This window comes from Kitasatospora sp. NPDC089509 (genome assembly GCF_044749365.1).
Lineage (GTDB): Bacteria > Actinomycetota > Actinomycetes > Streptomycetales > Streptomycetaceae > Kitasatospora.
In genome coordinates this window covers 46,243-70,808 of sequence record NZ_JBIVHS010000016.1, presented here as the reverse complement: position 1 = coordinate 70,808, position 24,566 = coordinate 46,243, and the positions used below count along the sequence as shown (strand labels likewise).

General features: G+C 73.5%; 17 protein-coding genes. 8 read left to right on the top strand and 9 right to left on the bottom strand.

The window, feature by feature from the left end:
• Positions 1–15: 15 nt before the first annotated feature.
• On the bottom strand, positions 16–1,221 hold the full coding sequence (locus tag ACIP4P_RS28740) for a phosphatidylserine decarboxylase (RefSeq protein ID WP_400923292.1): 1,206 nt from the start codon (positions 1,219–1,221) through the stop codon (positions 16–18).
• Positions 1,222–1,354: 133 nt separating this feature from the next.
• The gene (locus tag ACIP4P_RS28735) at positions 1,355–2,743 is read right to left on the bottom strand and encodes an SGNH/GDSL hydrolase family protein (RefSeq protein ID WP_400923290.1); all 1,389 of its coding nucleotides are present in this window, start codon (positions 2,741–2,743) and stop codon (positions 1,355–1,357) included.
• A 215-nt stretch (positions 2,744–2,958) separates the two neighbouring features.
• On the opposite strand from ACIP4P_RS28735, the gene ACIP4P_RS28730 reads away from it, so the two are divergent.
• Positions 2,959–4,404: a sensor histidine kinase gene (locus ACIP4P_RS28730; RefSeq protein ID WP_400923288.1), complete on the top strand. Its 1,446-nt coding sequence runs from the start codon at positions 2,959–2,961 to the stop codon at positions 4,402–4,404.
• On the opposite strand, the gene ACIP4P_RS28725 is transcribed toward ACIP4P_RS28730, so the two are convergent.
• A complete protein-coding gene (locus tag ACIP4P_RS28725) occupies positions 4,379–5,734 on the bottom strand; it encodes a DUF2079 domain-containing protein (RefSeq protein ID WP_400923287.1) in 1,356 nt (451 codons plus the stop codon). The two genes, ACIP4P_RS28730 and ACIP4P_RS28725, sit on opposite strands and share 26 nt — an antisense overlap.
• Before the next feature lie 101 nt (positions 5,735–5,835).
• Here ACIP4P_RS28725 and ACIP4P_RS28720 point away from each other — a divergent pair, with 101 nt between their 5' ends.
• The 4 genes from ACIP4P_RS28720 to ACIP4P_RS28705 all read left to right on the top strand — a co-directional run bounded on the left by ACIP4P_RS28720 (position 5,836) and on the right by ACIP4P_RS28705 (position 9,165).
• On the top strand, positions 5,836–6,531 hold the full coding sequence (locus tag ACIP4P_RS28720; protein ID WP_400923285.1) for a response regulator transcription factor: 696 nt from the start codon (positions 5,836–5,838) through the stop codon (positions 6,529–6,531).
• A gap of 126 nt (positions 6,532–6,657) precedes the next feature.
• Positions 6,658–7,611 (top strand): hypothetical protein, encoded by a 954-nt coding sequence (locus tag ACIP4P_RS28715; RefSeq protein ID WP_350510570.1) that lies wholly within the window; start codon positions 6,658–6,660, stop codon positions 7,609–7,611.
• Positions 7,612–7,616: 5 nt separating this feature from the next.
• On the top strand, positions 7,617–8,261 hold the full coding sequence (locus tag ACIP4P_RS28710) for a hypothetical protein (protein ID WP_400923283.1): 645 nt from the start codon (positions 7,617–7,619) through the stop codon (positions 8,259–8,261).
• Positions 8,248–9,165 (top strand): inositol monophosphatase family protein, encoded by a 918-nt coding sequence (locus ACIP4P_RS28705; protein WP_400923281.1) that lies wholly within the window; start codon positions 8,248–8,250, stop codon positions 9,163–9,165. Before ACIP4P_RS28710 ends, ACIP4P_RS28705 begins: the two co-directional genes overlap by 14 nt.
• A 74-nt stretch (positions 9,166–9,239) precedes the next feature.
• Here the strand turns inward: ACIP4P_RS28705 and ACIP4P_RS28700 are convergent, their stop codons facing one another.
• Positions 9,240–10,442 (bottom strand): SLC13 family permease, encoded by a 1,203-nt coding sequence (locus ACIP4P_RS28700; RefSeq protein WP_400923279.1) that lies wholly within the window; start codon positions 10,440–10,442, stop codon positions 9,240–9,242.
• Between the two features lie 96 nt (positions 10,443–10,538).
• On the opposite strand from ACIP4P_RS28700, the gene ACIP4P_RS28695 reads away from it, so the two are divergent.
• Positions 10,539–16,565 carry a TIR domain-containing protein gene (locus ACIP4P_RS28695; protein ID WP_400923277.1) on the top strand — a complete coding sequence of 2,009 codons (6,027 nt, stop codon included), beginning with the start codon at positions 10,539–10,541 and terminating at the stop codon, positions 16,563–16,565.
• Positions 16,566–16,590: 25 nt separating this feature from the next.
• On the opposite strand, the gene ACIP4P_RS28690 is transcribed toward ACIP4P_RS28695, so the two are convergent.
• Positions 16,591–17,355, bottom strand: coding sequence for an SDR family oxidoreductase (locus ACIP4P_RS28690; RefSeq protein WP_400923276.1), 765 nt, complete (start codon positions 17,353–17,355; stop codon positions 16,591–16,593).
• Positions 17,356–17,507: 152 nt separating this feature from the next.
• Complete coding sequence (locus ACIP4P_RS28685) at positions 17,508–19,601, bottom strand: alkyl/aryl-sulfatase (protein WP_400923274.1); 2,094 nt, start codon at positions 19,599–19,601, stop codon at positions 17,508–17,510.
• Between the two features lie 416 nt (positions 19,602–20,017).
• Here ACIP4P_RS28685 and ACIP4P_RS28680 point away from each other — a divergent pair, with 416 nt between their 5' ends.
• Positions 20,018–21,364 (top strand): FAD-dependent oxidoreductase, encoded by a 1,347-nt coding sequence (locus ACIP4P_RS28680; RefSeq protein WP_400923272.1) that lies wholly within the window; start codon positions 20,018–20,020, stop codon positions 21,362–21,364.
• Positions 21,365–21,416: 52 nt separating this feature from the next.
• Here ACIP4P_RS28680 and ACIP4P_RS28675 read toward each other — a convergent pair whose 3' ends face one another.
• Positions 21,417–21,836, bottom strand: coding sequence for a VOC family protein (locus ACIP4P_RS28675; protein WP_400923270.1), 420 nt, complete (start codon positions 21,834–21,836; stop codon positions 21,417–21,419).
• A gap of 55 nt (positions 21,837–21,891) precedes the next feature.
• On the opposite strand from ACIP4P_RS28675, the gene ACIP4P_RS28670 reads away from it, so the two are divergent.
• Positions 21,892–22,494: a TetR/AcrR family transcriptional regulator gene (locus ACIP4P_RS28670; protein ID WP_400923268.1), complete on the top strand. Its 603-nt coding sequence runs from the start codon at positions 21,892–21,894 to the stop codon at positions 22,492–22,494.
• A gap of 216 nt (positions 22,495–22,710) precedes the next feature.
• On the opposite strand, the gene ACIP4P_RS28665 is transcribed toward ACIP4P_RS28670, so the two are convergent.
• Both ACIP4P_RS28665 and ACIP4P_RS28660 read right to left on the bottom strand, forming a co-directional pair.
• Positions 22,711–23,370, bottom strand: a complete 660-nt coding sequence (locus ACIP4P_RS28665; RefSeq protein ID WP_400923266.1) for a hypothetical protein — start codon at positions 23,368–23,370, stop codon at positions 22,711–22,713.
• A gap of 190 nt (positions 23,371–23,560) precedes the next feature.
• Positions 23,561–24,556 (bottom strand): sigma-70 family RNA polymerase sigma factor, encoded by a 996-nt coding sequence (locus ACIP4P_RS28660; protein WP_400923264.1) that lies wholly within the window; start codon positions 24,554–24,556, stop codon positions 23,561–23,563.
• Positions 24,557–24,566 lie beyond the last annotated feature (10 nt).

Here is a 24,566-nt window from a genome sequence, read left to right as displayed (position 1 = left end):
GTTCCGGGAGGGAGGTCAGGACGTCGGCGCGACGCCGCCGGGCAGCGGGCGGACGTAGCGCTCGAAGTGGCGTTCGGTGTGCGCGACCTCCTGGAGGACTCCGATGCGCTGGCCCAGGAGCAGTTGGAGCGCGGGGAACCGCTTCTCCTCGAACAGCAGGATGTTGAGTGAACCGCCGTACTGGAAGTAGCCGATCTCGTCGCCCTTCTTCACCGCGACCGGGGCCGAATCCGCCGTGATCTTCCGGAACGGATCGCGGAACCGCACGGAGCCGATCGAGTTGAGGCCGACGGGCACCAGGGCCACGTAGCCCTCGCCGTCCGGATCCCCGTTGTGGTCCACGTACGGGGTCTTGATGATGGCGTATCCGCGCCGGAAGTCCTCGAACAGGCTGTAGTCGTAGCCGTAGCCGACGTTCCCCTTGTTGAGCAGGTCGGGGAAGTCCCGGATCCCGTAGTAGACGCCGCCGATGTCGTCGCGGGACTCGACCACCTCGCCGCCGACCGGGGCGTGGTAGCGGTGGTAGGTGTCGGGCATCAGGATGCACGACACGGCCGTGCCGCCGATGAACTTCTCGGCGTACTCGGAGCCGTCGAGCAGCCTGCTGACGCTCATGGTCACGGCCGCCTTGATCGGGAGCGGCGTGTCGGGTGCCAGATTGTCGACGATCATGTTGACGATGCAGTCGGTCGGGGCGGTCACGACGCTGGGGTCTTCGGGGTGGTCGATCGGCCGCTTGCCGGGTTTCAGTTCCCTGATGAAGAACTTGTTGAGGGTCGACCAGTCCCCCTTCTTGAAGTCGGCCATCCGCTTCGGGCCGAGTTCGTCGATCCACTGCAGGACCAGCTTCTCGGAATCCGGGGAGTCCATCTGACGGCCCTGCAGCTGCGTGAAGTCGGCCAGCATGTCACGCCCTGACGCACTGGTCACGAATGCGAGCCCGGCAGCGTTCTCGTAGCTGATCCAGCTGAATTTCCGGATGTACTTCAGCCCGTCGGAAATGGGCTGCTTCCAACCCCAGTCGTACCATTCGACGAAGAATTCGGCCAGGGTCTTTCCGGTCGCTCCCCGCCAGTCCTTGTAGACGTCCGAGTCCGGGTACACCGTGGGCGGCGTCAAGCCTCTGATCGCCGCGTCGAATTTCTTTCTGAAATCGCTTTCTTCGTCATCGTAGAGCTTCTCGACCTTTTCCTTGAACTCTTTGATGTTCTGCGAGGCCACGTCGGGCTTCCTTCCGTGCGGTGGGATCCCCCGGGTGCTGTCGCACCCTCCCGACCAGTACGTCCCGACCCGTGGAGAACCGCGCCCGTAGCTACGCCGTTCGTCTGGAAACCACCTCCGCGTGGCGGTACGGCTACGGCAGGAACGCGCCGAGGTCGACCGAGTCGGCCATCGCCTGGTAACCGGCGTCGTTCGGGTGGAGGTGGTCGCCGGAGTCGTAGGCGGGGTCGAGCGTCAGCGGGTTGTCGGGGTTCCGCAGCGCCCGGTCGAAGTCGATGACGTCGTCGAACGCTCCGCTGGTCAGGATCCACCGGTTCACGGCCTCGCGGATCTGCTCGCCGTAGCTCGTGTAGTACTTGGCGCCCTGGAACGGCAGGATCGTCCCGCCGGTGATCCGCACTCCGGCCGCGTGCGCCTGGCAGATGACGTCCAGCAGGCCGTCCTCCAACTCGGTCGCCGTCAGCGGGCCGGTGCCGTCGGGGCCGATGTTGTCGCCGATGTCGTTGATGCCTTCGAGCAGGACGACGTCCTTGACGTGCGGCCGGCTGAGCACGTCGTGCCGGAAGCGGCTGATCAGGGACTTGTTGAAGCCGTCGGTGCCGGCGTCCGTGAGGATCCGGTTGGAGCCGATCCCGGTGTCCACCACGCCGCGGGTGGCCCCGCCGTCGCTCGCGCCCAGGCGGCGCGCGAGGTCGTCGGGCCAGCGGCGGTTGGCGCCCGGGGTGGAGCCGACCCCGTCGGTGATGGAGTCGCCGACGGCGACCAGGGTGCCGGTGGCCGTCGGCGAGGCCACGTCGAGACCGGCCAGGACGAACCACTGCCGGCTGGTGGCGGGGTAGTTGTCGGTGCCGTCGTCGGCGACGTGGTTGCCGGTCGCGGAGATCCACGTGGTGTCGAGGGCCCGTTGGTGCCAGGTGTCGGCGCCGGCGGGGCTCTCGGGCAGGTAGACGCTCACCAGCAGGTCCTGGTCGGCGTCCACGTCCATCGGCACCGGGTCGCTGAGGACGTCCTGTCCGGCGGGGATGGTGACGGTGCCGGCGCCGTCGAACGTCACCGTGCGGTGGGTGCCGTCCACGGCCGTGCCGGCGGCGCCCGCGGTGGCGCTCTGCCGGGCGAGGTCGACGGCTCCGACGGTCAGTGGCGAGCTGCCGTAGAGGTTGCTCAGCCGCACCCGCGGCAGGGCGCCGGACACCGAGGTGTGGGCGACCATGCGGATGGTCTGGTCGTGGAAGGTCGCCCCGTTGCTCTGGCCGGCGGCCATCAGGCCGTTGCCGAAGGTGGCGACCCGGGTCGGCCGGGTGGGCTTCCGGTGCGGGTGCGCGGCGTGGTGGGCGCGCCGGCGGAAGTCGGCGGGCCCGGCGGCGTCGGCGGCGTCCTCGGCCGGCGGGCAGGAGCCGTCGAAGCGGGCCGGGGAGTTCCACTTCGGCGTTGCGGCGGCGGCCGGCGGCCAGGCGGGCCCGGCCGTGGCGAGCACTCCGGCCACGGTCAGGAGGGCGAGCCGTGATCTGACCTGACGTCCCATGGGATTCCTTTGTTCGTCACGGTGTTCGTGAAGACGTTCGTGAAGATGTTCGTGAAGGTGCTCGGTGCCATCCAAGGGCACGACGGCCGGATGGTCGTCGAAGTGGCACGAGCTGCTGCCGCACCCGGCGGAGGCCCGCGCGGAGGCTGTCCTCCGGGCTCGGGTAGCGTCAGCGGCCGGTGGGCCCCGGCGGGGCGGTGGATCGAGGGGGCCCGGTGGACGTGGGACTGCGGCGGTTGTCCGTCCGGATGCGGGCGGCGATCGCCTCGGCGCTGGCCTCGGTCCTGGCCTTCGGCTTGGCGGCGGTGTGGGTGAGCGACGCGGTGCGCCGGCAGTGGCTGCCCGCGGCCGAGGCCCGTGCCATGGGCGACACGGCGTTGCTGGACGAGGCGATCACGGCCGGCATGGGCTGGAACGGCCCGCCGCCGCTGCCGGGGTACCAGGACTCCGCATACCTGGTGCTGTTCCAGGACGGTACGTTGGCCAAGTCCGACCGGATCACCCGCTCCGACGTCGTCGATCTCCCGGCCCTGCCGCCCGGCGCCCCGAGGTTCGTCAACCGTCGGGTGGACCTGCCGGTGCTCGCCGCCACACGCGGGAACGGGCCGGGGCGGACGGCCCCCTTCATCTGCCGGACGACCGGGACGGTCCCGTCCACGGACCTGGCCGCGATGTTCGGCGCGGACCGGCCCGCGCAGCAGCTCACCATCTACGTCATGGTCGACGACACCATGGCCAACCGTGCCTCGGAGCTGGTCACCCGCATCCTGGGCTGGTACCTGGTGCCCGGCGCCTCGCTGTTCGTCGCCGCCGTCGCCTGGCTGGTCACCGGGCTCGCGCTGCGCCCGGTGGAGGCGATCCGCCGGCGGATGGCGCGGATCGGCGGCGGCGCGTTCCACGAGCGGGTGCCGGTGCCGCCCGGGCGGGACGGCATCGCGCGGCTCGCGGAGACCACCAACGCCACGCTGGGCAGGCTGGAGCATGCCGTCACCGAGCAGCGCCGGCTGGTCGCGGACGCCTCGCACGAGCTGCGCACCCCCATCGCGGTGCTGCGCAACTCGCTGGAGGTGGCGCTGGCGCACCCGGAGCAGGCCCGCTGGCCCGAGGTGGCGGCGGACGCGCTCGCGGACACCGAGCGCCTCCAACGCCTCGCCGACGACCTGCTGTTGCTCGCCCGCACCGATGAGAGACGGGTCGGCGAGGGCGTGGCGGAGTGGATCGACCTGGACGACCTGGTCACCGAGCAGGTGGCCGAGCGCGGCTGCTTCCCCGGCGGGCCGCCGGTGCTCGCCACCGCTCTGGAACCGGTGACCGTCCCCGGCACCGAGCTGCTGCTCGGCCGGCTGCTGCGCAACCTGCTGGACAACGCGGTGCGGCACGCCACCGACGAAGTGCTGGTCTCCCTGCGGGTGGTGGACGGCCGGGCGGTGCTCGTCGTCGCCGACGACGGTCCGGGCATCCCGGCCGCGGACCGGGAGCGGGTCTTCGAACGGTTCGTGCGGCTCGACGAGTCCCGGGACCGGGCGGACGGCGGCGCCGGCCTCGGGCTGGCGCTGGTGCGCAGCATCGCGGCCGCGCTCGGCGGGACGGCGCGGGCGGTCGAACCGCGGGCGGGCCGGGGCGCGGAGCTGGTCGTCAGCCTGCCCACCGGTACACCGTGATCCCACCGCCGGAGGCCGCCTCGCGGTACCCGGCGGCCGGGAGCCCCGCGACGGCGGACCGCTCTTCGACCGAGGCCGGTGAGGAGTCGCCGCCGCCCTCGTCGCGGCGGTCCAGGACGGCCACCCACTCCGCGACCGGTCGGGCCCACGGCCCGCTGGTGCCCGGGGGCGTCAGCCGGGGGAAGAGCGAGACCGTGCAGCGGCCGGTCAGTTGCGCCGCCAGCTCGTTCGAGGCCGCGACCCGGGCACCGTCCGGGACCACCGCCAGCACCTGCCGCGCCTCGGTGACCCGCAGACCGGCCGGGCCGGGCGGGGGCACCGGCAGGGCGACGGCCGCCACCAGCAGCGCGAGCACCGGGACCGCCAGGCGCAACCAACCGGCGTACCACCGGCCGATCCGCCGCAGGCCGTCCGCGAAGGCCAGGAAGAGCACCGGCATCAGGACCGCGCTGTAGTGGTAACGGGTGCCCCAGTAGAGCGGGTTGACGGCCCAGAAGCGGGCGGCCAGCGGCGCCACGGCGAGCAGCACCAGTGGGGAGCGCAGCGCCAGGTACCCCGTGGGGGCCAGCAGGGCGAGCACCGTCCACCACTTCGTCCCCGGCAGCAGCAGCCGGGAGAGCGGATCGCCGCCGTCCCACTCCCCCGCGTCGGCATAGGCGTAGCGCCCGTCCGGATGGTTCGCCGGGATCACCAGCAGTACGACCACCGCCGTCACCAGGACGGCCGTCACCACCACCGCGGCCCCCAGCCGCCGGTGCCGTCGCGCCATCAGGTACACCCCGACACCGGCCACCAGCAGCCCCTGGTCCTCCTTCACCAGCAGCAGCGGCAGCGCCCAGCAGGCGGCCGCCACCGCCCGGTCCCGGGCGAGCGCCTCGACCGCGAAGGCGGCCAGCGGGACCGCGAAGGCCACCTCGTGGAAGTCGAACTCCAGCGCGGCCCACAGCCCCCAGGACAGCCCGTACGCCGTGCCGAGCAGCGTTCCGCCGACCCGGCCGGACACCTCGATCGCCAGCCTGGTCACCGGCACCACCGAGACGGCGATCAGCACGGCCTGCGCGACCAGCAGGGTGACCGCGCCGGGGAAGAGCCGGTACACCGGGGCGAGCAGCGCGAGCACCGGGCTGAAGTGGTCCCCGAGCAGGTTGAAGCCGGTCCCCTTCAGGGTCGACACCGGCGGCCCCAGAGCGGCGTAGCCGCGCACCCCCTGCTCGAAGATCCCCAGGTCGAACCCGTAGGTCTCGAATCGGAGTTGGCGCGGCACCGAGACCGCGCAGTACAGCGCGCAGAGCACGGCGGCGAGCAGGTACGGGATCGATCGTCTGGACACGGCCGAGACCGTAGGGAAGCCGCGCTGAAGGCTTCCTGAAGCAAGCTGAAGATCCTTTCAGACTCCGGCCGGTGCGCCGGGGCCTGGACTACGCTGCCCTGGTGAAACTCCTGTTGGTCGAGGACGAGGAACGGCTGGCGCGCTCGCTCAGCCAGGGGCTGCGGGCCGAGGGCTACGCCGTCGACGTGGCGCGGGACGGCGTCAGCGGTCTGGCCCACGCGGCCTCCGGCGGCTACGCGGCCGTGGTGCTGGACCTCATGCTGCCCGGGATGAACGGCTTCCGGGTCTGCGAGGAGCTGCGCCGGGCCGAGAACCCGGTACCGGTGCTGGTGCTGACCGCGAAGAACGGCGAGTACGACGAGGCCGAGGCGCTGGACTCCGGCGCCGACGACTTCCTCAGCAAGCCGTTCTCCCACGTGGTGCTGACCGCCCGGCTGCGCGCCCTGCTCCGGCGCGGCGGGGCCGGGCGCCCGGCCGTCCTGGAGGTCGGCGACCTCCGGGTGGACCCGGCCGCCCGGCGCTGCACCGCGGGCGGGGAACAGGTGCGTCTGACCACCAAGGAGTTCGGCGTCCTGGAGTGCCTGGCCCGCCGGCCCGACCAGGCGGTCCCGAAGGGGGAGATCCTGGACGCGGTCTGGGACAGCGCGTTCCGGGGCGACCTCAACATCGTCGAGGTGTACGTCTCCGCCCTGCGCCGCAAGCTCGCCCGTGCGGCGGCCCGGTGCGAGATCGAGACGGTCCGCGGCGTCGGCTACCGCCTGGTCCCGCTGCGACGCCCCGGACAGCTCGCGCACTGAGCTCCCGTGCGCCGTCGGCGCCGCCGGATACCGGCCATCGTGCCCGGTCAGGTCGCCGAAAGGCCACCGCCCTATGGCAGTTGACGCGTCCCCGGCCCTACCATGAAAGCGGTCGGAGGGGGGGCGATGGCCGGGATCAGGGCTGAGCCGGGACGGCGTCTGGAGCGCGCGCTCGCCTGGGCGATCAGGAACTCGGACGGCGTCGTGGCGTTCACCGGTGCCGTGGTCGTCGGTGTGCTCGACCTGCTCGGCGACGTCGTCCCGGAGCGGGTCGTCTCCGGCGCCACCCTCCTGGTGCTGGCCGCCCTGGTGTACGGGACGCTCGCGGACCGCAGGCGCCGCGCGGCGGACATCCAGGACGCGATGGCCGGGACGAGGCGGGCGCTGGAGGACATGACGGCGATCCGCGAACTGGCGGGCTCCGAGGTCGAGCAGGCGCTCGCCCGGGCGCGGCAGAACACCGACCGGTGGGTGTTCAAGGGCGGCACCGGGACGTACCTGCGCGCCGTGACCCTCCCCGAGTGCGTCCGCGAGGCCCAGCACCGGCGCCGCGCCCTCACCGTCAAGATCGACATCGTGCACCCCGCCGACGAGCGGGCCTGCCGGGCCTACGCCCGCTTCCGCCAGAGCTTCGGCCGCCCCTCGGACGGCGAGCCCTGGACCACCGGCCGCACCCGCAAGGAGTCGCTCGCCACCGTGCTCGCCGCCTGCTGGTACCGCCAGCGGCTGGACACCCTGGAGATCGACGTCCACCTCTCCTCGGTGGTCCCGACCCTGCGCTACGACCTCTCGGCCTCCTGCGCGATCGTCACCCAGGACGACCCGAGCCGGGTGAGCCTGTACGTCGAGAAGGGCCGGCCGCTCTACGACTACTACGTCACCGACCTGCACCACTACCGCGAACAGGCCGTCAAGCTCGACCTCCGCGACGCGGAACCGCTCGGCGACGAGCCCACCGTCGAGGAGGTACGGCGGCTGTTCGACCGGCTGGGGCTGCCCCTGCCGACCGATCTGACGGACCGGGACGTCGGCGACGTCGTCGACAAGGCGCTGCGGGCGGAGAACCCGTACCGGAGGTGACACTGATGGACTTCGCCGTGCTGGAACGGCTGGCCGGGCGCACCGCGGCCGCGCCCGCGCTGCCCGGACTGGTGATCCGGGAGCTGGAGGAGATCGCCTCCGGCGCCCGCCCGCTGAGCGCCGTGGTGCACCCGCTCGGCTTCTACTGCCTGCCGGTACTCCGGGAGGGCGAACTCGGCGTGTGCGTGCACGTCTTCGAGCCGGGCGGCCCGCCGGAGTCGCTGGTGCACTGCCACAGTTGGGAGTTGACCAGCAGCGTGCTGTACGGGCGGATCGGCAACACCCGGATCCGGGTGTCCGACACGCTGGAGCGGCCGACCCACCGGCTCTTCGTGGTCGAGAGCGACCGCTCGGGCGTGGACCGGATACGGCCGACCTCGCGGCTGGTGCACAGCGAGGTCGAGTCCCGGCACACCAGCGCCCGCGGGGACACCTACACCCTGGCCGCCGGGACGTTCCACACGACCGTCGTGCCCGAGGGCGTCCCGGCGGCCACGCTGGTCCTCGCCCGGTCCCTCCCGGACGGCCGGGACCTCATGCTCGGGCCGGTGCACGCCCCCGCGTGGCGGACGGTGCGCCGGACCTGCGACCCCGACCGGACCACCCGGCTCGCCCGGACCTGCGCGAGGAGGATCCGTGAGCGGGGATAGCGGGCACCTCGGGCACAGCGGGCACCTCGGGCACAGCGGAGGTGGCGGCCGTAGCGGGGACCCGGCCGGACCGCCGGGCCCGGGCGCCGGGTTCGCCGCCGAGTGCCGGACGGCGGTGGAGGCGGCGGAACAGGCCGGTGCGCTGCTGCGCTCGCGCTTCCAGCAGGAGCACACCGTCCGGACCAAGGGCGACCGCGGCGACGTCGTGACCGACCTCGACCTGCTGGCCGAGAGCCTGGTGGTGGCCCGGATCCGGGAGCGCTACCCGCACGACCGGATCCTCGCCGAGGAGGCCGGTCTGCTCGACGGCGACCGGCCGGACCGGACCTGGCTGATCGATCCGCTCGACGGCAGCAACAACGTGGTGATCGGCCTGGCCGCCTACGTGGTCGGGATCGCGTTGTGCGTCGGACAGCAGCCGGTGGTGGGCGTCGTGCACGACCCGGTGACCGGCCGGACCTGGCAGGCGCGGCGCGGCTGCGGGGCGTACGGCCCGCACGGGCGGATCGCCGGACAGCCGTACCGGCGGCCGGCGGCCGGGCCGGTTCTGGCCTGGACCCAGGGGCACGGCGTGGCCAGGGACGACCCGACGGCCCGTGGGCTCCGGACGGCGCTGGAGGGCGGCTCCCGGCGGCTGCTCCAGCTGTGGGCCCCGCTGCTCACCTGGTCGATGCTGGTGCACGGGGGCATCGACGGCTTCGTCGGCTACCGGCCGGAGGAGATCGACCTGCCGGCCGGCAGCCTGCTCGCCGCCGAGGCCGGGTTGGCGGTCCGGCGCCTGGACGGCGGCGAGTTCAGCCACCGGATCGGGCAGCGGGACACCGATCGCAGCTTCGTCGCCGGGCGCCCCGAGGCGATCGGTCACCTGCTGGACCTCGTCGCACGGGCGGGCCGCATGCCGTGACCCGCCGACGCGGCGCCCGCGTCAGGCCGTGACCCGCCGTGACCCGCCCGCGCGGCGCCCGACCGGCACCCGCGTCACGCCGTGAGCGCGAGCGCCGCCGTCGCCGCGAGCACCGCCGTGACGGCCAGCACGCCGCCCGCCGCGGTGACCCGCCCGACCGGCACCTTGACGCCGAAGGAGCGGCACCGCTCGTACCAGATCAGCGTCGCGAGCGAGCCCCACGGCAGTATCACCGGGCCCGCGTTGGTGCCGACCAGCAGTGCGAGCAGCTGGGTGTGGTTGCCGGCCGGTACGGCGGCCTCGCCGGCCAGGTAGACCGGCAGGTTGTTCAGCACGTTGGACAGGCCCGCCCCGGCCAGTGCGGCCCGGAACTGCCCGGCCACGCCGCCGTCCGTGCCGATCGCGTTCTCCAGCAGGTGGTGCAGCCCGTGCGCGTCGACGGTCTGGACGACCAGGAACATGCCCGGCACCAGGACCAGCAACCGCCACGGCACCAGCGAGGGCCGCAGCTCCGCCGGGCGGCGGATGGCGAACGCCACCACCGCGACGGCGGCCGTCGCGCTGGAGGCCAGCCACAGCGGCAGGTCGGCCAGCAGCACGGCGAGCAGGAAGACGCCGCAGCAGGCCGCGCAGATCCGGAACAGCACCGGATCGGCCGGCCGCAGCGGCAGCGGCGGCCGGTAGCCGTCCGCGCCGCGCCGGCCGCGCCGCCAGAAGAACACCCACAGGCAGGCCATCGTCACGGCCACCGCGGCGAGTTGGGGTGCCCACATCACCCGGGCCATGCCGGCCGGGGAGAGCGCGACCCGGTCCGCCGCCAGCAGATTGGTCAGGTTGGAGACGGGCAGCAGCAGGCTGGAGGTGTTCGCGAGCCAGACCGTGGTCATCGCGAGCGGCAGCGGCGCGATCCCCACCCGTCCGGCGAGCGCCAGCATGACCGGCGTCAGGAGCACGGCCGTGGTGTCCAGGTTGAGCGTGACGGTGGTGAGCGAGGCGAAGGCCACGCACAGCACGAACAGCGCGGTGTAGCTGCCCCGGCCGACCCGGGCCACCCAGGTCGCCACGGAGTCGAACACCTCTGCGGCGCTGGTCAGTTCGGCGAGCACGATGACACTGGCCAGGAAGCCGAGCAGCGGCCCGATCCGGGCCATCGCGGCCCCGGCCGACTCCGTCGGCAGCAACCCGCTCGCCACGCAGGCCAACCCGCACGCGAGCAGCCCGGCGGCCACCCAGTCCAGCACTTCCAGACGCCTCAGGAACAACACGGGCAGTAGCATCGCACGCCGATCCGGGTCCGGACAGGCCACCGTCCCGGCCCGGCCGGGCTCGTCGCACCCTCCCCAAGAGCTGATGAACTGTCATAAAATTGGCGCATGGGAGCGCTTGACGCCGACCACGGGGACACCTCCGGGCCGCTCGATTTCTTCATCAGCTACTCGCCGGCCGACGAACGATGGGCCACCTGGATCGCCTGGACGCTGGAGGAGTCCGGGTACCGGACCTTCCTCCAGGCCTGGGACTTCGTTCCGGGCACCAACTTCGTCGACTTCATGGACCGCGGAATCACCGAGTCCGCCGCCGTGATCGCCCTGCTGTCCAGCCACTACGAGCGCTCGCGCTACGGCCGGCTGGAGTGGCAGGCCGCGCTGCGGGCCGATCCGGACGCCCCGGAGCGGCGGCTGATCACCGTACGGATCGAGGACATCGCGGTCGACGGCCTGCTGGCCATGATCTCCTACGTCGACCTGGCCGGCGTCGGGGACCCGGAGCGGGCCCGCCGGCTGCTGCTGGCCCGGATCGAGCAGGCGCTGGACGGCCACGCCCGGCCCCGGCTGCGGCCCGGCTTCCCCGGCGGCCCGAACGGCGGCGCCCCCGCCGGGCCGCCGACCGGCGCCACCTACCTGCCGGACGGCGCCCTGGCACCCTCGCCACTGGTCCGCCCGATCGGCCTGACCGGCTGGAGCGGGCGGCGGCGCCCGTCCGCCCGACCCGAGTTCCCGCCCACCGCGCAGGACCGCACCGGGCGCGATGCGGTCACCGTCCTGCAACTGGCCGGTCCGGCCTTCGGCCGCGGTCAGGACCCGGTCGACCTCCAGGCCGCGATCTGGGGCGACCTGGTCGCCCTCGCCGACAGCGGTGCGCCCGCCCCCGAACTGCTCGTCGTCACCGGCGACCTGACCGCCTCCGGCAGCCCCCGCGAGTGCGACCAGGCACTCGCCTTCCTGACCGGCCTGCGCACCCTGCTCGGCCTGGAACCGCACCGGGTCGCCGTCGTGCCCGGCCCCCAGGACGTCAGCCTCGCCGCCTCCCGCGCCTACTTCAACACCTGCGAGGCCGACGAACAGCCGCCGCGCCCGCCGTACTGGCCCAAGTGGCGCCACTACACCCGGCTGTTCCAGGAGCTCTACCAGGGCCTGGACACGGTCTTCGACAGCGACCAGCCGTGGACGCTGTTCCCGGTGCCCGAACTCGGCACCGTGATCGCCGGACTCAACTCCTCGCTCGCCCACAGCCACCGGCCCGACGACCAGTACGGCTGGCTCGGCCCCGAGCAGGCCGCCTGGTTCGCCCAGGCCCTGCGACCGTACGAGGCCGAGGGCTGGCTGCGGATCGGCGCGCTGTCCCACCCGCTCACCGCCCCGTCGAGGACCGCCGCCACCGGCACCGGCACCGCCGCGGGCTCCGGCGCCGGCCGGCACCCGGGCGCGCTGCGCGACCTCGACCGCTTCACCCGGCTCACCGCGCCCCGGCTCCAACTCCTGCTGCACGGCCCGACCGACGGCCGCACCGCGGTGTCGGCCCTGCCCGTCCCGAACGGCGAACTGACCGTCGCCCGGGTCGCCGCGCCCGGCACCCACCAGCTGCTCCGGCTCACCCCCGACGGCCTCACCCGCTGGCCCGGCCCGTCCGGCAGCTCCCACGAACACCTCGACCGCCCGTGGCACGGCACCCACCGCGCCTTCGGCCCCGCGCCGGGCCCGGCCGCCGCCACCCCGCCCGTCGAGACCCCCGACCGCGAGGTCCGGGAGCTCGCCTCCCCGCTGGAGGCGCTCACCGCCCGCGTCGCCGAGGTGTGCCGCACCCGGCACCAGGGCGCCCAACTGCGCTCCGTCGACGGCCCGTTGCCCCAACTCCTGGTCACCTGGAACGAGTCCGGCTTCGTGCGCCAGCAGCGCGTCGCCGTCTGCCTCGGCACCCCGCAGGCCGACGACATCGACCGCTTCATCTCCCAGGTGCACGCCGCCGAGTCGGCGGCGCCCGCCGGCACCGGGGGCGACGCCGAACTCGTCTACGAGGGCGCACCGCCCGGCCGCGGGCTGCGCGACCACGCCCGCCGGCGCGGCGTGCGGCTGCGCAGCTTCGTCGAGTTCCAGGGCCTGCTGGACCTGCACGACTACGTGGCCGCGCAGGGCGAACGGCTGCGCTCCGACGACCGGTACCCGCCGAGCCTCTACCTCCCGCAGCGCTTCCGCCGGCTCGACCACGACTCCGCCACCGAGGGCGACGCCCTAGTGGACCACCTGCTGGCCCGACTCGACGGCGACCAGGGCCGCTTCGTCCTGCTGCTCGGCGACTTCGGGCACGGCAAGACCTTCGCCCTGCGCGAGCTCGCCCGCCGGATTCCGATCGAACTGCCGCAGCTGACACCGCTGTTCATCGAGCTCCAGGCGCTCGACCGGGCGCACTCCTTCGACGAGCTGGTCGCCGCCCACCTGGCCGGCCACGGCATCGACACCATCGACCTGCGGGCCTTCCGCTACATGCTCCGCCAGGGCCGGATCGTGCTGCTCTTCGACGGCTTCGACGAACTCGTGAACCGGGTCAGCTACGAGCGCGCCGCCGACCACCTGCGGGTCCTGCTGGACGCCTCGGTGGACAGCGCCAAGATCGTGGTCAGCAGCCGCACCCAGCACTTCCGCTCCCAGCAGCAGGTGCTCACCGCACTCGGCGAGGCCGTCCGCCTGCACCCGCAGCGCGAACTGCTCGACCTCCAGGAGTTCACCCCCGCCCAGATCCGCAGCTACCTCGTCAACCGCTACGGCGACGAGGCCGTCGCCGAGCGCCGGCTGCGCCTGCTCCAGGACATCCCCGACCTCCTGACCCTGTGCCGCAACCCCCGCCTGCTCAGCTTCGTCGCCGAACTCGCCCACAACCGGCTCCGCTCGGTGGCCAGCGCCGGGCGCGCACTCAGCGCCGCCCGGCTCTACCAGGAGGTGTTCAGCGCCTGGCTGGAGTTCGAGGAGCGGCGCGGCCGGGGCGGTCCCGGTTCCGCCCCCGGACTCAGCCTGGACCAGCTGTGGGCGGCCGTCACCGAACTGGCCGTCCGGCTCTGGGAGAGCGGTCGCGACACCCTGCCGCTGGACGAACTCACCGACCTGGCGGGCACCCTGACCCCGCTCGCGGACGCCCGCCAGTCCGCCGCGCACACCGCGCACGCGGTCGGCTCCGGCAGCCTCCTGGTGCGCACCGACGACGGGATGTTCGAGTTCATCCACAGCTCCGTCATGGAGTGGCTGGTGGCCCGGGAGGCGGCCGTCCGGCTGACCGCGGCCCCGGCCGGCGGCCGCCCCGACGGCGGACTGCTCACCCGGGCGCGGTTCAGCCGCCTCGCCGTCGAGTTCCTGTGCGACCTCGCCGATCACCGGCTCTGCCAGGAGTGGGCGGAAGGCGTCCTGGCCGCCCCCGCCCCGGAACCGGCCCGGGCCATCGGCCGGCTGCGCGTCCCGCGCCGGACCGCCCCCGACGACGAGGTCGCCCGCGCCAACGCGCTGCGGATCCTCGCCCGGCTCCGGGTGCCCTCCCGCACCGACCTGCGCGGCGCCCTGCTGGTCGGCGAGGACCTCTCCCACCGGGACCTCTCCGGCGTCGACCTCAGCCACGCCGACCTCACCGACGCCCGACTGGTCGGCACCGACCTGTCCGGCGCCGTGCTGCGCGGCGCCCGGCTGGTCGGCGCCCGGCTCTCCGCCGCGAACCTGTCCGACGCCGACCTGTCCGACGCCGACCTGCGGCGCGCCCGCCTCATCCGCACCGACCTGCGCGGCGCCCGCGTCACCGGCGGCCACTGGCAGCGCGCCGCCGTCATCTCCGCCGACACCGACCCCGCGCTGCTCGCCACCCCCGAACTGCGCGTCGCGGCCGTCGCCCCCGGCCTGCCCGTCGAGGCCGGCTTCCGGCCCTCCGAGGTCGGCGTGCCGTACGGTTTCAGTGCCCGGACCAGCCGGCTGCCCGAGCCCGTCGCGTTCAGCACGGACGGCCAGTTGCTCGCCGTCGGCAGCGACGACGGGACGGTGCTGGTCTGCGACGCCCTCACCGGCACCGCGCTGCGCACCCTGCGCGACCACGTCGGCCGGGTGTACGCGGTGAAGTTCGCCGACGGGGTGCTCGCCACGGGCAGTGCCGACGGCACCGTCCGGCTGTGGGACCCGGTCTCGGGCGCCTGCCGCCACCGGCTGGAGGTGCACCCGGACGGCGTGTGGCCGGTCTCGCTGCGCCCGGACGGCCGACTGCTCGCCACCGGCGACGCCGAGGGCACGGTGACGCTCTGGGACCCGGCCGGGGGCCGCCCCCTGCACCGGCTGCCCGGCCACACCGCCCCGGTGTACACCGCCGTGTACAGCCCCGACGGCACCCTGCTGGTCACCGGCGACGCCGCCGGGGACGTCCGGATCTGGGAGGTCGGCACCGGGCGGCTCGTCACCTCCCTCAGCCGCCACCACGGCCCGGTCTACCGCGCCCAGTTCAGCCCCGACGGCACCCTCCTGGCCACCGGCGACGGCGGCGACCCGACCGGCGGCACCCCGCTCGGCGGCGGACCGGCCGTCGGCGGGCGGCACCCCACCACCGGCGGCGCCGTCCGGCTGTGGAACACCGCCGGCTGGCACCTGCGCCGCACCCTCACCGGCCACACCGGCCGCGTCTACACCCTCGCCTTCCACCCCGAACAGCCGCTGCTGGCCAGCGGCGACACCACCGGTCAGGTCCGGCTCTGGGACACCGCCGCCGACGCCCCGGCCGGGCGGCTCACCGGCTGCGACGGCGCGGTGTACCAGGTCGCCTTCCACACCGGGCCGGAGGGAGCCGGGCCCGGCGGCCTGCTCGCCGCCGGGGACAGCTCGGGGGCGGTCCGGGTCTGGCAGCTCGGCACCGGCGGCGGCGACGGCGAGCCCGCCGTCCTGCTGCGCCGCCAGCCGCAGGAGCACCACGGGTCCGTCTGGGCCTGCCAGTTCCGCCCGCACGGCGGTCCCGAGGGCTCCGACTCCGGGACCCTGCTGGTCACCGGCGGCAACGACGGCGCGGTCCGGCTCTGGGACGCCGCCACCGGGCAGAGCCGGCGGCTGTTGCGCGGACACGGCCGCCGGGTCGGCGCGCTGTCCTTCAACAGCACGGGGAACCTGCTCGCGGCGGCCGGCAACGACGGGACGGTCCGCCTCTGGGACCCGGCCACCGGCCGCCGGGTCCGGGAGATCACCGGCCGAAGCAACCGGCTGGTCTCGGCCGAGTTCGGCCCGTCCGGGCCGGTCCTCGCGACCGCCAGCAACGACGGCGACATGTTCCTGTGGAACGCGGCGACCGGCGAGTACCAGCGGCGCCTGGACGTCGAGACCGAGCACGTCTGGGCCGAGGCCTTCAGCCCCGACGCCACCCTGCTGGCCACCGCCAACGACGACGACACCGTCCGGATCTGGTACCGCTCCACCGGCGCCCACGTCGTGACCCTCGCCGAACACCGGGGCCGGGTGCGCTCGATCGCGTTCGGCGCCGACGGCGAGAAGCTCGCCACCGCGTGCGACGACGGCAGGGTCCGGCTCTGGACCCTCGCGGACGGCCGCCTGCACAGCACCCTGGAGGGCCACACCGACCGCGTCTACGCCGTCGCCTTCGCCCCGGACGGCTCCTGGCTGGCCAGCGCCTCCTGGGACGGCCGCGCCCTGGTCTGGGCCGACGGCCGACCCCGGCACGAACTGACCGGGCACACCGGCCGGCTGTGGACCGCCGCCGCCCACCCCGGCGGCGGCCTGCTCGCCACCGCCGGGGACGACCGGGTGATCCGGCTGTGGGACCCGCGCACCGGCGCCGGGGCGGGCCTGCTCTCCGGCCACACCGGCCGTGTCCTGGCGCTGGAGTTCAGCCCGGACGGCACCCTGCTGGCCAGCGGCTCGGAGGACGGCACCGTCCGGCTCTGGACCGTCCCCGCCGCCGGCTCCCCCGCCCTCCGGGCCACCCTGCTCGCCACCCCCACTGGCTGGGCCGCGATCGGCCCGGACGGCGGCTACAAGTACGAGGGCGACCTCGCCGGGGAGTTCTGGCACGCCGTCGGCATGTGCCGCTTCGAGCCCGGCGAACTCGACACCGACCTGCCCGGCATCCGCCGGCTCCCGCTGGACGCGCCGCTCTGACCACCGACCGTACGGGTCCCGGCCGTCACCAGGGCAGCGGGCCGTCCTCCCCGAAGAAGCCGCCGCTCGGGCCGTCCGGGCCCAGGGTGGCCAGCCGCACGATGACGGCCGCGCCCTGGGCGGCAGTGCGGTCCACCTTGAACCCGGCGTCCTGCAAGTCCCTGGTCAGGTCGGTGTCGCAGGGGCCGGGCGTCACGGCGTTGACCAGGATGCCGTGCGGGCGCAGCTCGTGGGCGTACTGGACGGTCAGCGCGTTGAGCGCGGACTTGGACGCCGGGTAGGCGGCGGTGGGGGGCACCCGGTACAGGGGGCTGTCCGGGGAGCTCTGCATGGTCAACGAGCCCAGTCCGCTGGACACGTTGACGATGCGTGCGGCGGCGGAGCGGTGCAGCAGCGGGAGCAGCGCGTTGGTGACCGTCAGCACACCGAAGACGTTGGTCTCGAAGATCCCGCGGACCGCGTCGAGGTCGGCGGCGCTGGGCAGGTGCCCCGGGTCGTCGCCCTGGCCGGCGTTGTTGACCAGCACGTCCAGCCGCCCGAACCGTTCACCGATCCACCCGGCGGCCTGCCGCACGGTCTCCGGGTCGGTGACGTCCAGCGTCACCTGGTGCACGTCGGCCCCGGCGGCCAGCAGCTCGTCGGCGGCGGCCCGGCCGCGCTCGGGGTCGCGGGCGCCCACCACCACGGTCAGCCCGCGTTCGGCCAGTTGAAGGGCTATCTGGTAGCCGATGCCCTTGTTCGCCCCGGTCACCAGTGCCACCGCACCGGCCCGGCTTGCAGTCTCCGTCATGGTGACAGCCCATCACACCGCACGTGGCACTGGTCAAGACCAGGACGGCGGCGCGGCCTCCGTCCCGGTCCGGTGCGCGGCGGAGGTGGGACCGGGGCGGTCGCCCCGGCCCCACCCTGTTCCCGTCCTACTCCCGTCCTGTTTTTCGTCCGTCAGTTGTGCGCGGGGTCGGGCCGCGGGGTGACCAGCGGGAAGACCGGGTCCGGGAAGGTCAGGTAGCCGAAGACGGTGTCCGGTGCGGTCGGGTCGCCGGTGATCTGGATGCCGGAGTCGCCCTTGTTCACGGCCGCGTCGAAGTTGGCCTTGAAGTCCATGCCCGCCAGCACCAGGCCGTTGAAGGTGTCACGGGTCATGGTGATGGTCGCCGCGGGCTCACCGGCCAGCTCGTACGTGCCGTCCGCGTAGACCAGTACGCCGTTGCGCAGCACCGTGGTGCCCACGTCGGTGCCGCCGCCCTGGGCCGGGTCGTCGGTCACGTTCCAGCGCAGCACGATCGGGGCGAGCTGCCGGGCGCCGGCGGTGGGGCCGTCGATGCTCTTGGCCATCGCGGCGAAGAACAGCGAGAGGTCCATGCTGCGGACCAGGTCGGACGCGCCGGTCGAGGTGGGCCGCTGGGCGTGGCCCATCTGCAGCTCCCAGGCGCCGGTGAGGTAGGCGTTGCGCCAGGTCCCGTTCTCCGCGCCGTAGCCCAGCTGGGTGAGGGTCTGCGCCTGGAGGGCCTTGGCCTGCGTCAGCACGTCGGCGGGCACCGGGGCGCCGGCGTCACCGGCGGCGAAGACGACGTGGTTGAGCAGTTCGGCGGCCCAGCGGTAGTCGTTCGTGTCGTAGGCCTGCTGGGCCAGCTCCACCACCGTGGCGGCGCCGCCCATGGCCCGGAGGTAGTTGACGGCCGCCGGGGTGGGCGGGAGCTTCCACAGGTTGGCCGGGTTGCCGTCGTACCAGCCCATGTACCGCTGGTACACGGCCTTGAAGTTGTGGCTCAGCGAGCCGTAGTAGCCCTGGGTGTACCACTGGGCGGCGAGGTTCGGCGGCAGCGCCTGGAGCTTCTCGGCGATCTCGATGCCGGTGTAGCCGGCGTCGATCATCCGCAGCGTCTGGTCGTTGAGGTAGCCGTACATGTCGCGCTGGTTGCTGAGGAACCCGACGATGTTCTCGGACACCCAGTGCGGCCAGTGGTGGGAGGCGAACTCGACGTCGCTGTACGGGGCGAAGGCCTGGATCGCCTCGGTGAGGTAGGTCGACCAGACGTGCGCGTCGCGCACCTGGGCGCCGCGGATGCTCAGGATGTTGTGCAGGTTGTGGGTGGCGTTCTCCGCCATGCACAGGGCCCGGGGCTCGGGGAAGTAGAAGTTCATCTCGGCCGGCGCCTCGGTGCCGGGCGTCAGCTGGAAGATCATCGGGACGCCGTCGACGGCCCGCGCGTACAGGCCCTGCCGCCACGGGATCACATAGCCGGACGTCCACTCCCGCTGCGGGGTGGCCGGGCCGTCGCCGATGGTGTCGGTCGGGGCTATCAGGGTCACCTCGCCGGTGGAGACGGTCTGCCCGAGGCCGGTGCCGATCTGCCCGCCGGGGCCCTTGTCCAGGGCCGCCGCGTACATGTACTCGGCGCGCCGGGCCATCGCCGGGCCCGCGTAGACGTTCTCGCTGATCGCGTGCTCCAGGAACCCCGTCGGCGCGTACACCTTGAGGGTGGCCGGCACCTGGTCGCCGAGCTCGGCGAACAGGCCGCGCGAGCCGCCGAAGTGGTCGACGTGGCTGTGGGTGTAGATGAGGGTGGAGATCGGGCTCCGGTCGCCGGTGGTCTTCCGGTAGAGCGCCAGGGCGGCCTGGGCGGTCTCGTAACAGGCCAGCGGGTCGATCACGATCAGCCCGGTGTCGCCGTTGAGGATCGTCATGTTGGACAGGTCGTAGCCGCGCACCTGGTAGATCGTCCGGCCGCCCGCACTGATGACCTGGAACAGCCCCGCCTGGGCGGCCAGTTGACCCTGGCGCCAGAGCAGCGGGTTGGCGGTCGGCGGCGCCTGGTTCCACTCGGTGTCGGAGAGGAACTCATAGGCCGTGAAGTCCCACACGACCTTGGCCGGGTCGGTGCGCGAGACGATGACGGAGACGTCCGGGACGGCGATCAGGCCGCGGCTGGTGTCCTCGAAGTCGCTGTTCGGGGACGGCGCGGAGGCGACGGCGGCACGGTTCCGGGCCGCGATGTACGGAGTCGGCTGGATCGGCTCAGCAGTGCTGGTCATTCACGGCTCCTTCGAGGGTGGTGGATGCGCAACGTGAGCGCCGGGTCACGCTAGGCACCCGAACAAGTGCTCCGCAAGACTGCGATCGAGCCAGCACGGCGCGAACGGAGCCTCCGATCCACGTCGTTCGAAGGCGAGTTGGACGCGTGCGGACACCACCACGAGCGCCGTTTCCGCCGGTGCCCGCGCTACGTACAGTGCACGGCTGGTCACCCAAGCGAACACGACCGTTCGATTCCGCGCCCCATGAAACGGCTGTCGAAGCCGAGACGGTCACTTCACGCCTCGGGCATTGCATCTTCGATCGGAACTCGCACCGTTCCGTACACGGAGCGCCTTCCGGCAGGACATCGGCCGGCCGGGCTGGGAATTCGACCACGAACAGGGAACGCTGGCCCGTGACACGAGGGGGCACTATGCCTGACGGCACCCAGATCGGGCGCGCAGTGGTGATCGGAGCGGGCGTGGCGGGTCTCACCGCCGCCCGGGTCCTGGCGGACCACGTCGAGACCGTGACCGTCATCGAGCGGGACACACTTCCGAGCGGTCCAGCGCCACGGCCCGGAGTGCCGCAGGCGCACCATGTCCACGCCCTCCTCGCCCTGGGGGCCGAAGTGCTGGAGGGCCACTTCCCCGAGCTGCGTGCGGAGTTGGAGCAGGCCGGCGCACCGGTGTGGGACTGGGGCGAGCGACTGTTCGCCGCGCTGCCCGGGGGCACTCCGGCGCCGCTGCGCATGGGGTTGCCGATCCAGACCTTCTCCCGCCCTCTGCTGGAGCACGTCCTGCGCGGGCGGGTGACGGAGTTGAAGCCCGTCACGGTCATGGACGGACTGACCGTCACGAGTCTGCGGACGGCCGGCCCCGGCCGGGTCACCGGGGTTCGCGTCACGGGCGACGACGGCGAGGAGGAGATCGCCGCGGATCTCGTCGTGGACGCCTCGGGCCGTTCCTCGCACCTGCCGCGGTGGCTCGTCGGCCTCGGCCTGCCCAGTCCTCGCGCCACGGTGGTCGACGCGCGGATCGGTTACGCCTCCCGCACCTACACCTACCCCGAAGAACGGTCCCGGCCCTCGTGGATGGGCCTTCTGCAGCCCCTGCGGGCCCCCGACTTCCCCAAGGGCTGCTACGCCATCCAGATCGAGGACAACGCGCTCCACGTCACCCTGCACGGCGCCGGCGGCACCCGACTGCCCCGCGACGAGGACGAGTTCCTCGCCTACGCCCGTACCCTGCGCAGCCCGATCGGCGACACCATCGCCTCCCTCACCCCCGCCTCCCCGATCCGCCGCTACGCCCGCACCTTCAACTCCAGGACGGCCTACCACCGACTGCCCCGCTGGCCCCACGGGCTGATCGCCCTGGGGGACGCGGTGTGCGCCTTCAACCCCGCCTACGGCCAGGGCATGACCGTCGCCGCACTGGAGGCCCGGCTCCTGGACCGGACGCTCCGCCGCCGCGGGGCCCTCCTCGACGGACACGGCTTCCAGCGGGCACTGGCCCGCGTCACCGCCTTCCCGTGGCTGATGGCGACCGTCCCGGACCGGGCCTGGGAGCGGTCGGGGACGGCCTGGGCGGTCAAGTCCGCCAACTGGTTCATGAACCGGCTGATCGACACCGTCCCCCACGACCCGCGGACCTACACCACGTTCTCCCAGCTGTTCCACATGACGGGGAGCCCGCTGGCACTGGCGGACCCCCGCCTGCTGTCCCGCGTCCTCGCCCCGTCCCGCCCGGGCGGCACCCTGCGGACGCCCACGCCCTGAGGCCCTCCGGCCATGGTCCCGCGCTTCGAACGGCGCGGGCCTGTCCGGTGCGTCAGGGGCGCGAAGTCTCGATCAGCTCAAGGAGGTTGCCCTCCGGGTCGGCGACGTACGCGTAGCGCATGCCTGCGGTGACGCCGGGACCGGGGGGCGACACCGGGGCCGCGCCGCATTCACCGGTCAGCCGGGCGAACGCGGCGTCGAGGTCGGGGACCTGCAGGGCGAGGTGGGTGAAGGTCTGCACGGCCGTGGCGGTGAAGGGGTCGGCAGGCGCGACCGGGCTCGAACCGGGCCGTTGGACGAACTCCACCCGCAGGCCGGACGCATTGCTCAGCACGACGGTGCGGACGCCCGCCTCGGGCAGCTCCAGGCGCTCGTCCACGCGGGTGAGTTCGAAAGCGCTGCCGTACCAGGCCTCCTGGGCGGAGAGGTCGGCGACCGAGAGGCTGACGTGGTGGAAACGGGCGGAGATCATGGCCACTCCCGTGGTTAATGCCATTCACCTGGTAAGTGGTGTTAACTTTAGCGGCATGAGCCCGCCCGTCAACCGCCGCCCCACCGGCCGCCACCACGGAGACCTGCGCAACGCCCTGCTGCGCGCAGCCCTCGAACTGGTCGGCGAACGAGGGCCGCACGGCTTCACCCTGGCCGAGGCGAGCCGCCGGGCGGGCGTGAGCGTCGCGGCCCCCTACAAGCACTTCGCCGACCGGGAGACCCTGCTGGCCGAACTCGCCACACAGGGATACCGCGAGCAGCTGACCCGCTTCGCCGAAGCCGTCGGCGGCAGCGACGACCCCGGGGAACAGCTGGCCTGCTTCGCCGCCGCCTACGTCCGGTTCGCCGCCGAGGAGCCGGCGCTGTTCGACATCACCTTCCACGCGGGCCTCGACAAGTCCCGCTTCCCCGCGCTGGCTTCGGCCGGTGACGAGGTCAGCGCTCTCCTGCTGCCCGTCGCCCGACGACTGTCCCCGGACCCGGACGACGCGTTCGACCTGCTGCTCCGCGTCGCCGGCGCCGCCCACGGCCTCGCCGTCTTCCTCCGCCAGGGCCTGTTCGGAGCGGGAGACGCGGCCCTCGCCGACACGGCGGAGAGGGCGGCCCGCACCGCCAGGGCGATCACGGGACAGCTGTAGGGCCCTTCTCGCGGCAGCCCGAGCCGGGGTCGGCCCGGGCCGCCGTGTCATCGGGCTGCCGCGTGCGCCTGCCGATCCCGTCGGGACCGCTTCCTCCGGCGGCGGTCCGTGACCTCGCCCCGCGACCCCGGGCTCAATCGGCGATGCCCCGGAGGTGTCCACCCGCCGCGATGAGCGGGTGGGCACCTCCGGGGCGGACGGTCGGCCGCGCCGGCGCTACACCTCGTTGTGGACGTACGCGTTCGCGCAGTCGAGCAGGGCCTTCAGCCCGGCGCCCGCGCCGGCCCGGTTCTTGGCCGCCCGCATCTTGATCCGGCAGTCGTGCACCTGGTTCGACATGAACTTCAGGTCGGCGTACCGGATGACCGGGTCGGACTTGAGGTCGGGCCGCGGGTACCGCGCGGTGGCGACGGCGGAGAAGTAGCTGAAGTCGTCCGCCAGCAGCTTCTTCCCGCAGTAGGCGTGCAGGGAGGTGAAGCTGTCGTGGACCGGGGTCCGGGCGGCGGCGCGGATGTTGTAGGTGTGGATCCCGGTCTCCCTCCTGTGCAGTGCGCCCTGCCCGTCGTGTTCGGTCGCGGTGTAGTCCGAGAGGAAGTGGTCGGTGCAGAGCTCCACGTTCTCCAGTTCCGCGGCGATCGCGTCGATGTCCTCGACGTGGACGTTGCCGATGAACCGGTTGTTGCCCACGAAGATCGCGTCGCGTCCTTCGATGACGATCTTGTCCCCGACGATCGTGTTGCCCTCGAAGATCCCGCCCCTGATGCGGAGCGTTCCGCCGAGGACGCGGAGGTCGTTGCCGAGGAACCTCGCGTTCCGCCTGAGCACGTCCCCGGTCGCGTTGTAGGCGGCCCGCCCGACACCGCAGAACGGGACCACGTCGGGGTCGATCGTGATGTTGGTGGCGCGCAGACAGTTCCCGATGAAGAACGACGATCCGCTGGGGCCGTCACCGGGGTTGGGACCGGGCGGGCCGTCCTGCGGGGCGGCCTGGGCGGTGCCGGCGAAGGCGCCCAGGACGGTCAGCAGCAGGACCCGGCCTCCGATGGGGCTGCGGCAGCTGCTCGGCTCAGGTCACGGGCGCGGGCGCTGGTCCGAACGTCCGCACGAGGCCCGGGTCGTTGAACGCCGTGATGCGGGCGATCCGGTCCCCGCTCACGGTCAGGACCTGGATGCCGTAGGGCGCGTACCGGCCGTCGTCCGTGCGCTTGTGGACGACGAGGGCGGGCTGGCCGTTGGCCCGGGTGGGCACCATCCGCCACCGGTCCCGGCGCAGGACCCGGGCGGCCAGGAAACCGACGACGGCCGGCCGCCCGGTGAACCAGGTCGGGATCGGCGGCATCTCCAGCTCGACGTCGGCCCGCAGCAGGCTCACCAGCGCGTCGGGATCGGCCCGCGTGAACGCGTCCACGTAGCCGTCGAGGAGGGCCCGCCGGGTCCTCTCGTCCGGCTCGGCCAACTCGTCCTCGACCGGTCCGGCTTCGGCCAGGCGGGCGCGGGCACGGCGGAGTGCGCTGTCGACGGCCGCGGTCGTGGTGCCCAGCATCTCGGCGACCTCGGCCGTCCGGAACGCCAGCACGTCGCGCAGGGTCAGCACGGCCCGCTGCCGGGCGGACAGGAACTGGAGTGCGGCGATGAAGGCGAGCCGTACCCCTGTCCGCCCGGCCACGATCGCCGCGGGGTCGGCGGCCCGGAAGAGTGCGTCGGGCGCGGGCTGGAGCCACGGCACGGACGGCTCGCGGTCGGCCACCGCCACCCGGTGATCGTCCGAAGGCGCGCCCAGTCCCGACGGAAGCGGCCGCCGGGAGCGCGCCTCCAAGGCCGTCAGGCAGGCCATGGTGGCGATCTTGTAGAGCCACCGCCGCACCGAGGAACGGCCCTCGAACCGGTCGAACCCGCGCCACGCCCGCACATAGGTCTCCTGCACCAGGTCCTCGGCGTCGTGGATCGATCCCAGCATCCGGTAGCAGTGCGCGAGCAGCTCCGGCCGGAACGGCTCGGCAAGGGCGGTGAACTCGGTGTCGGACGGCATCGCGACGTTCTCCCGGGGGGCGGTGAGGTCCACTGTAGGCGGC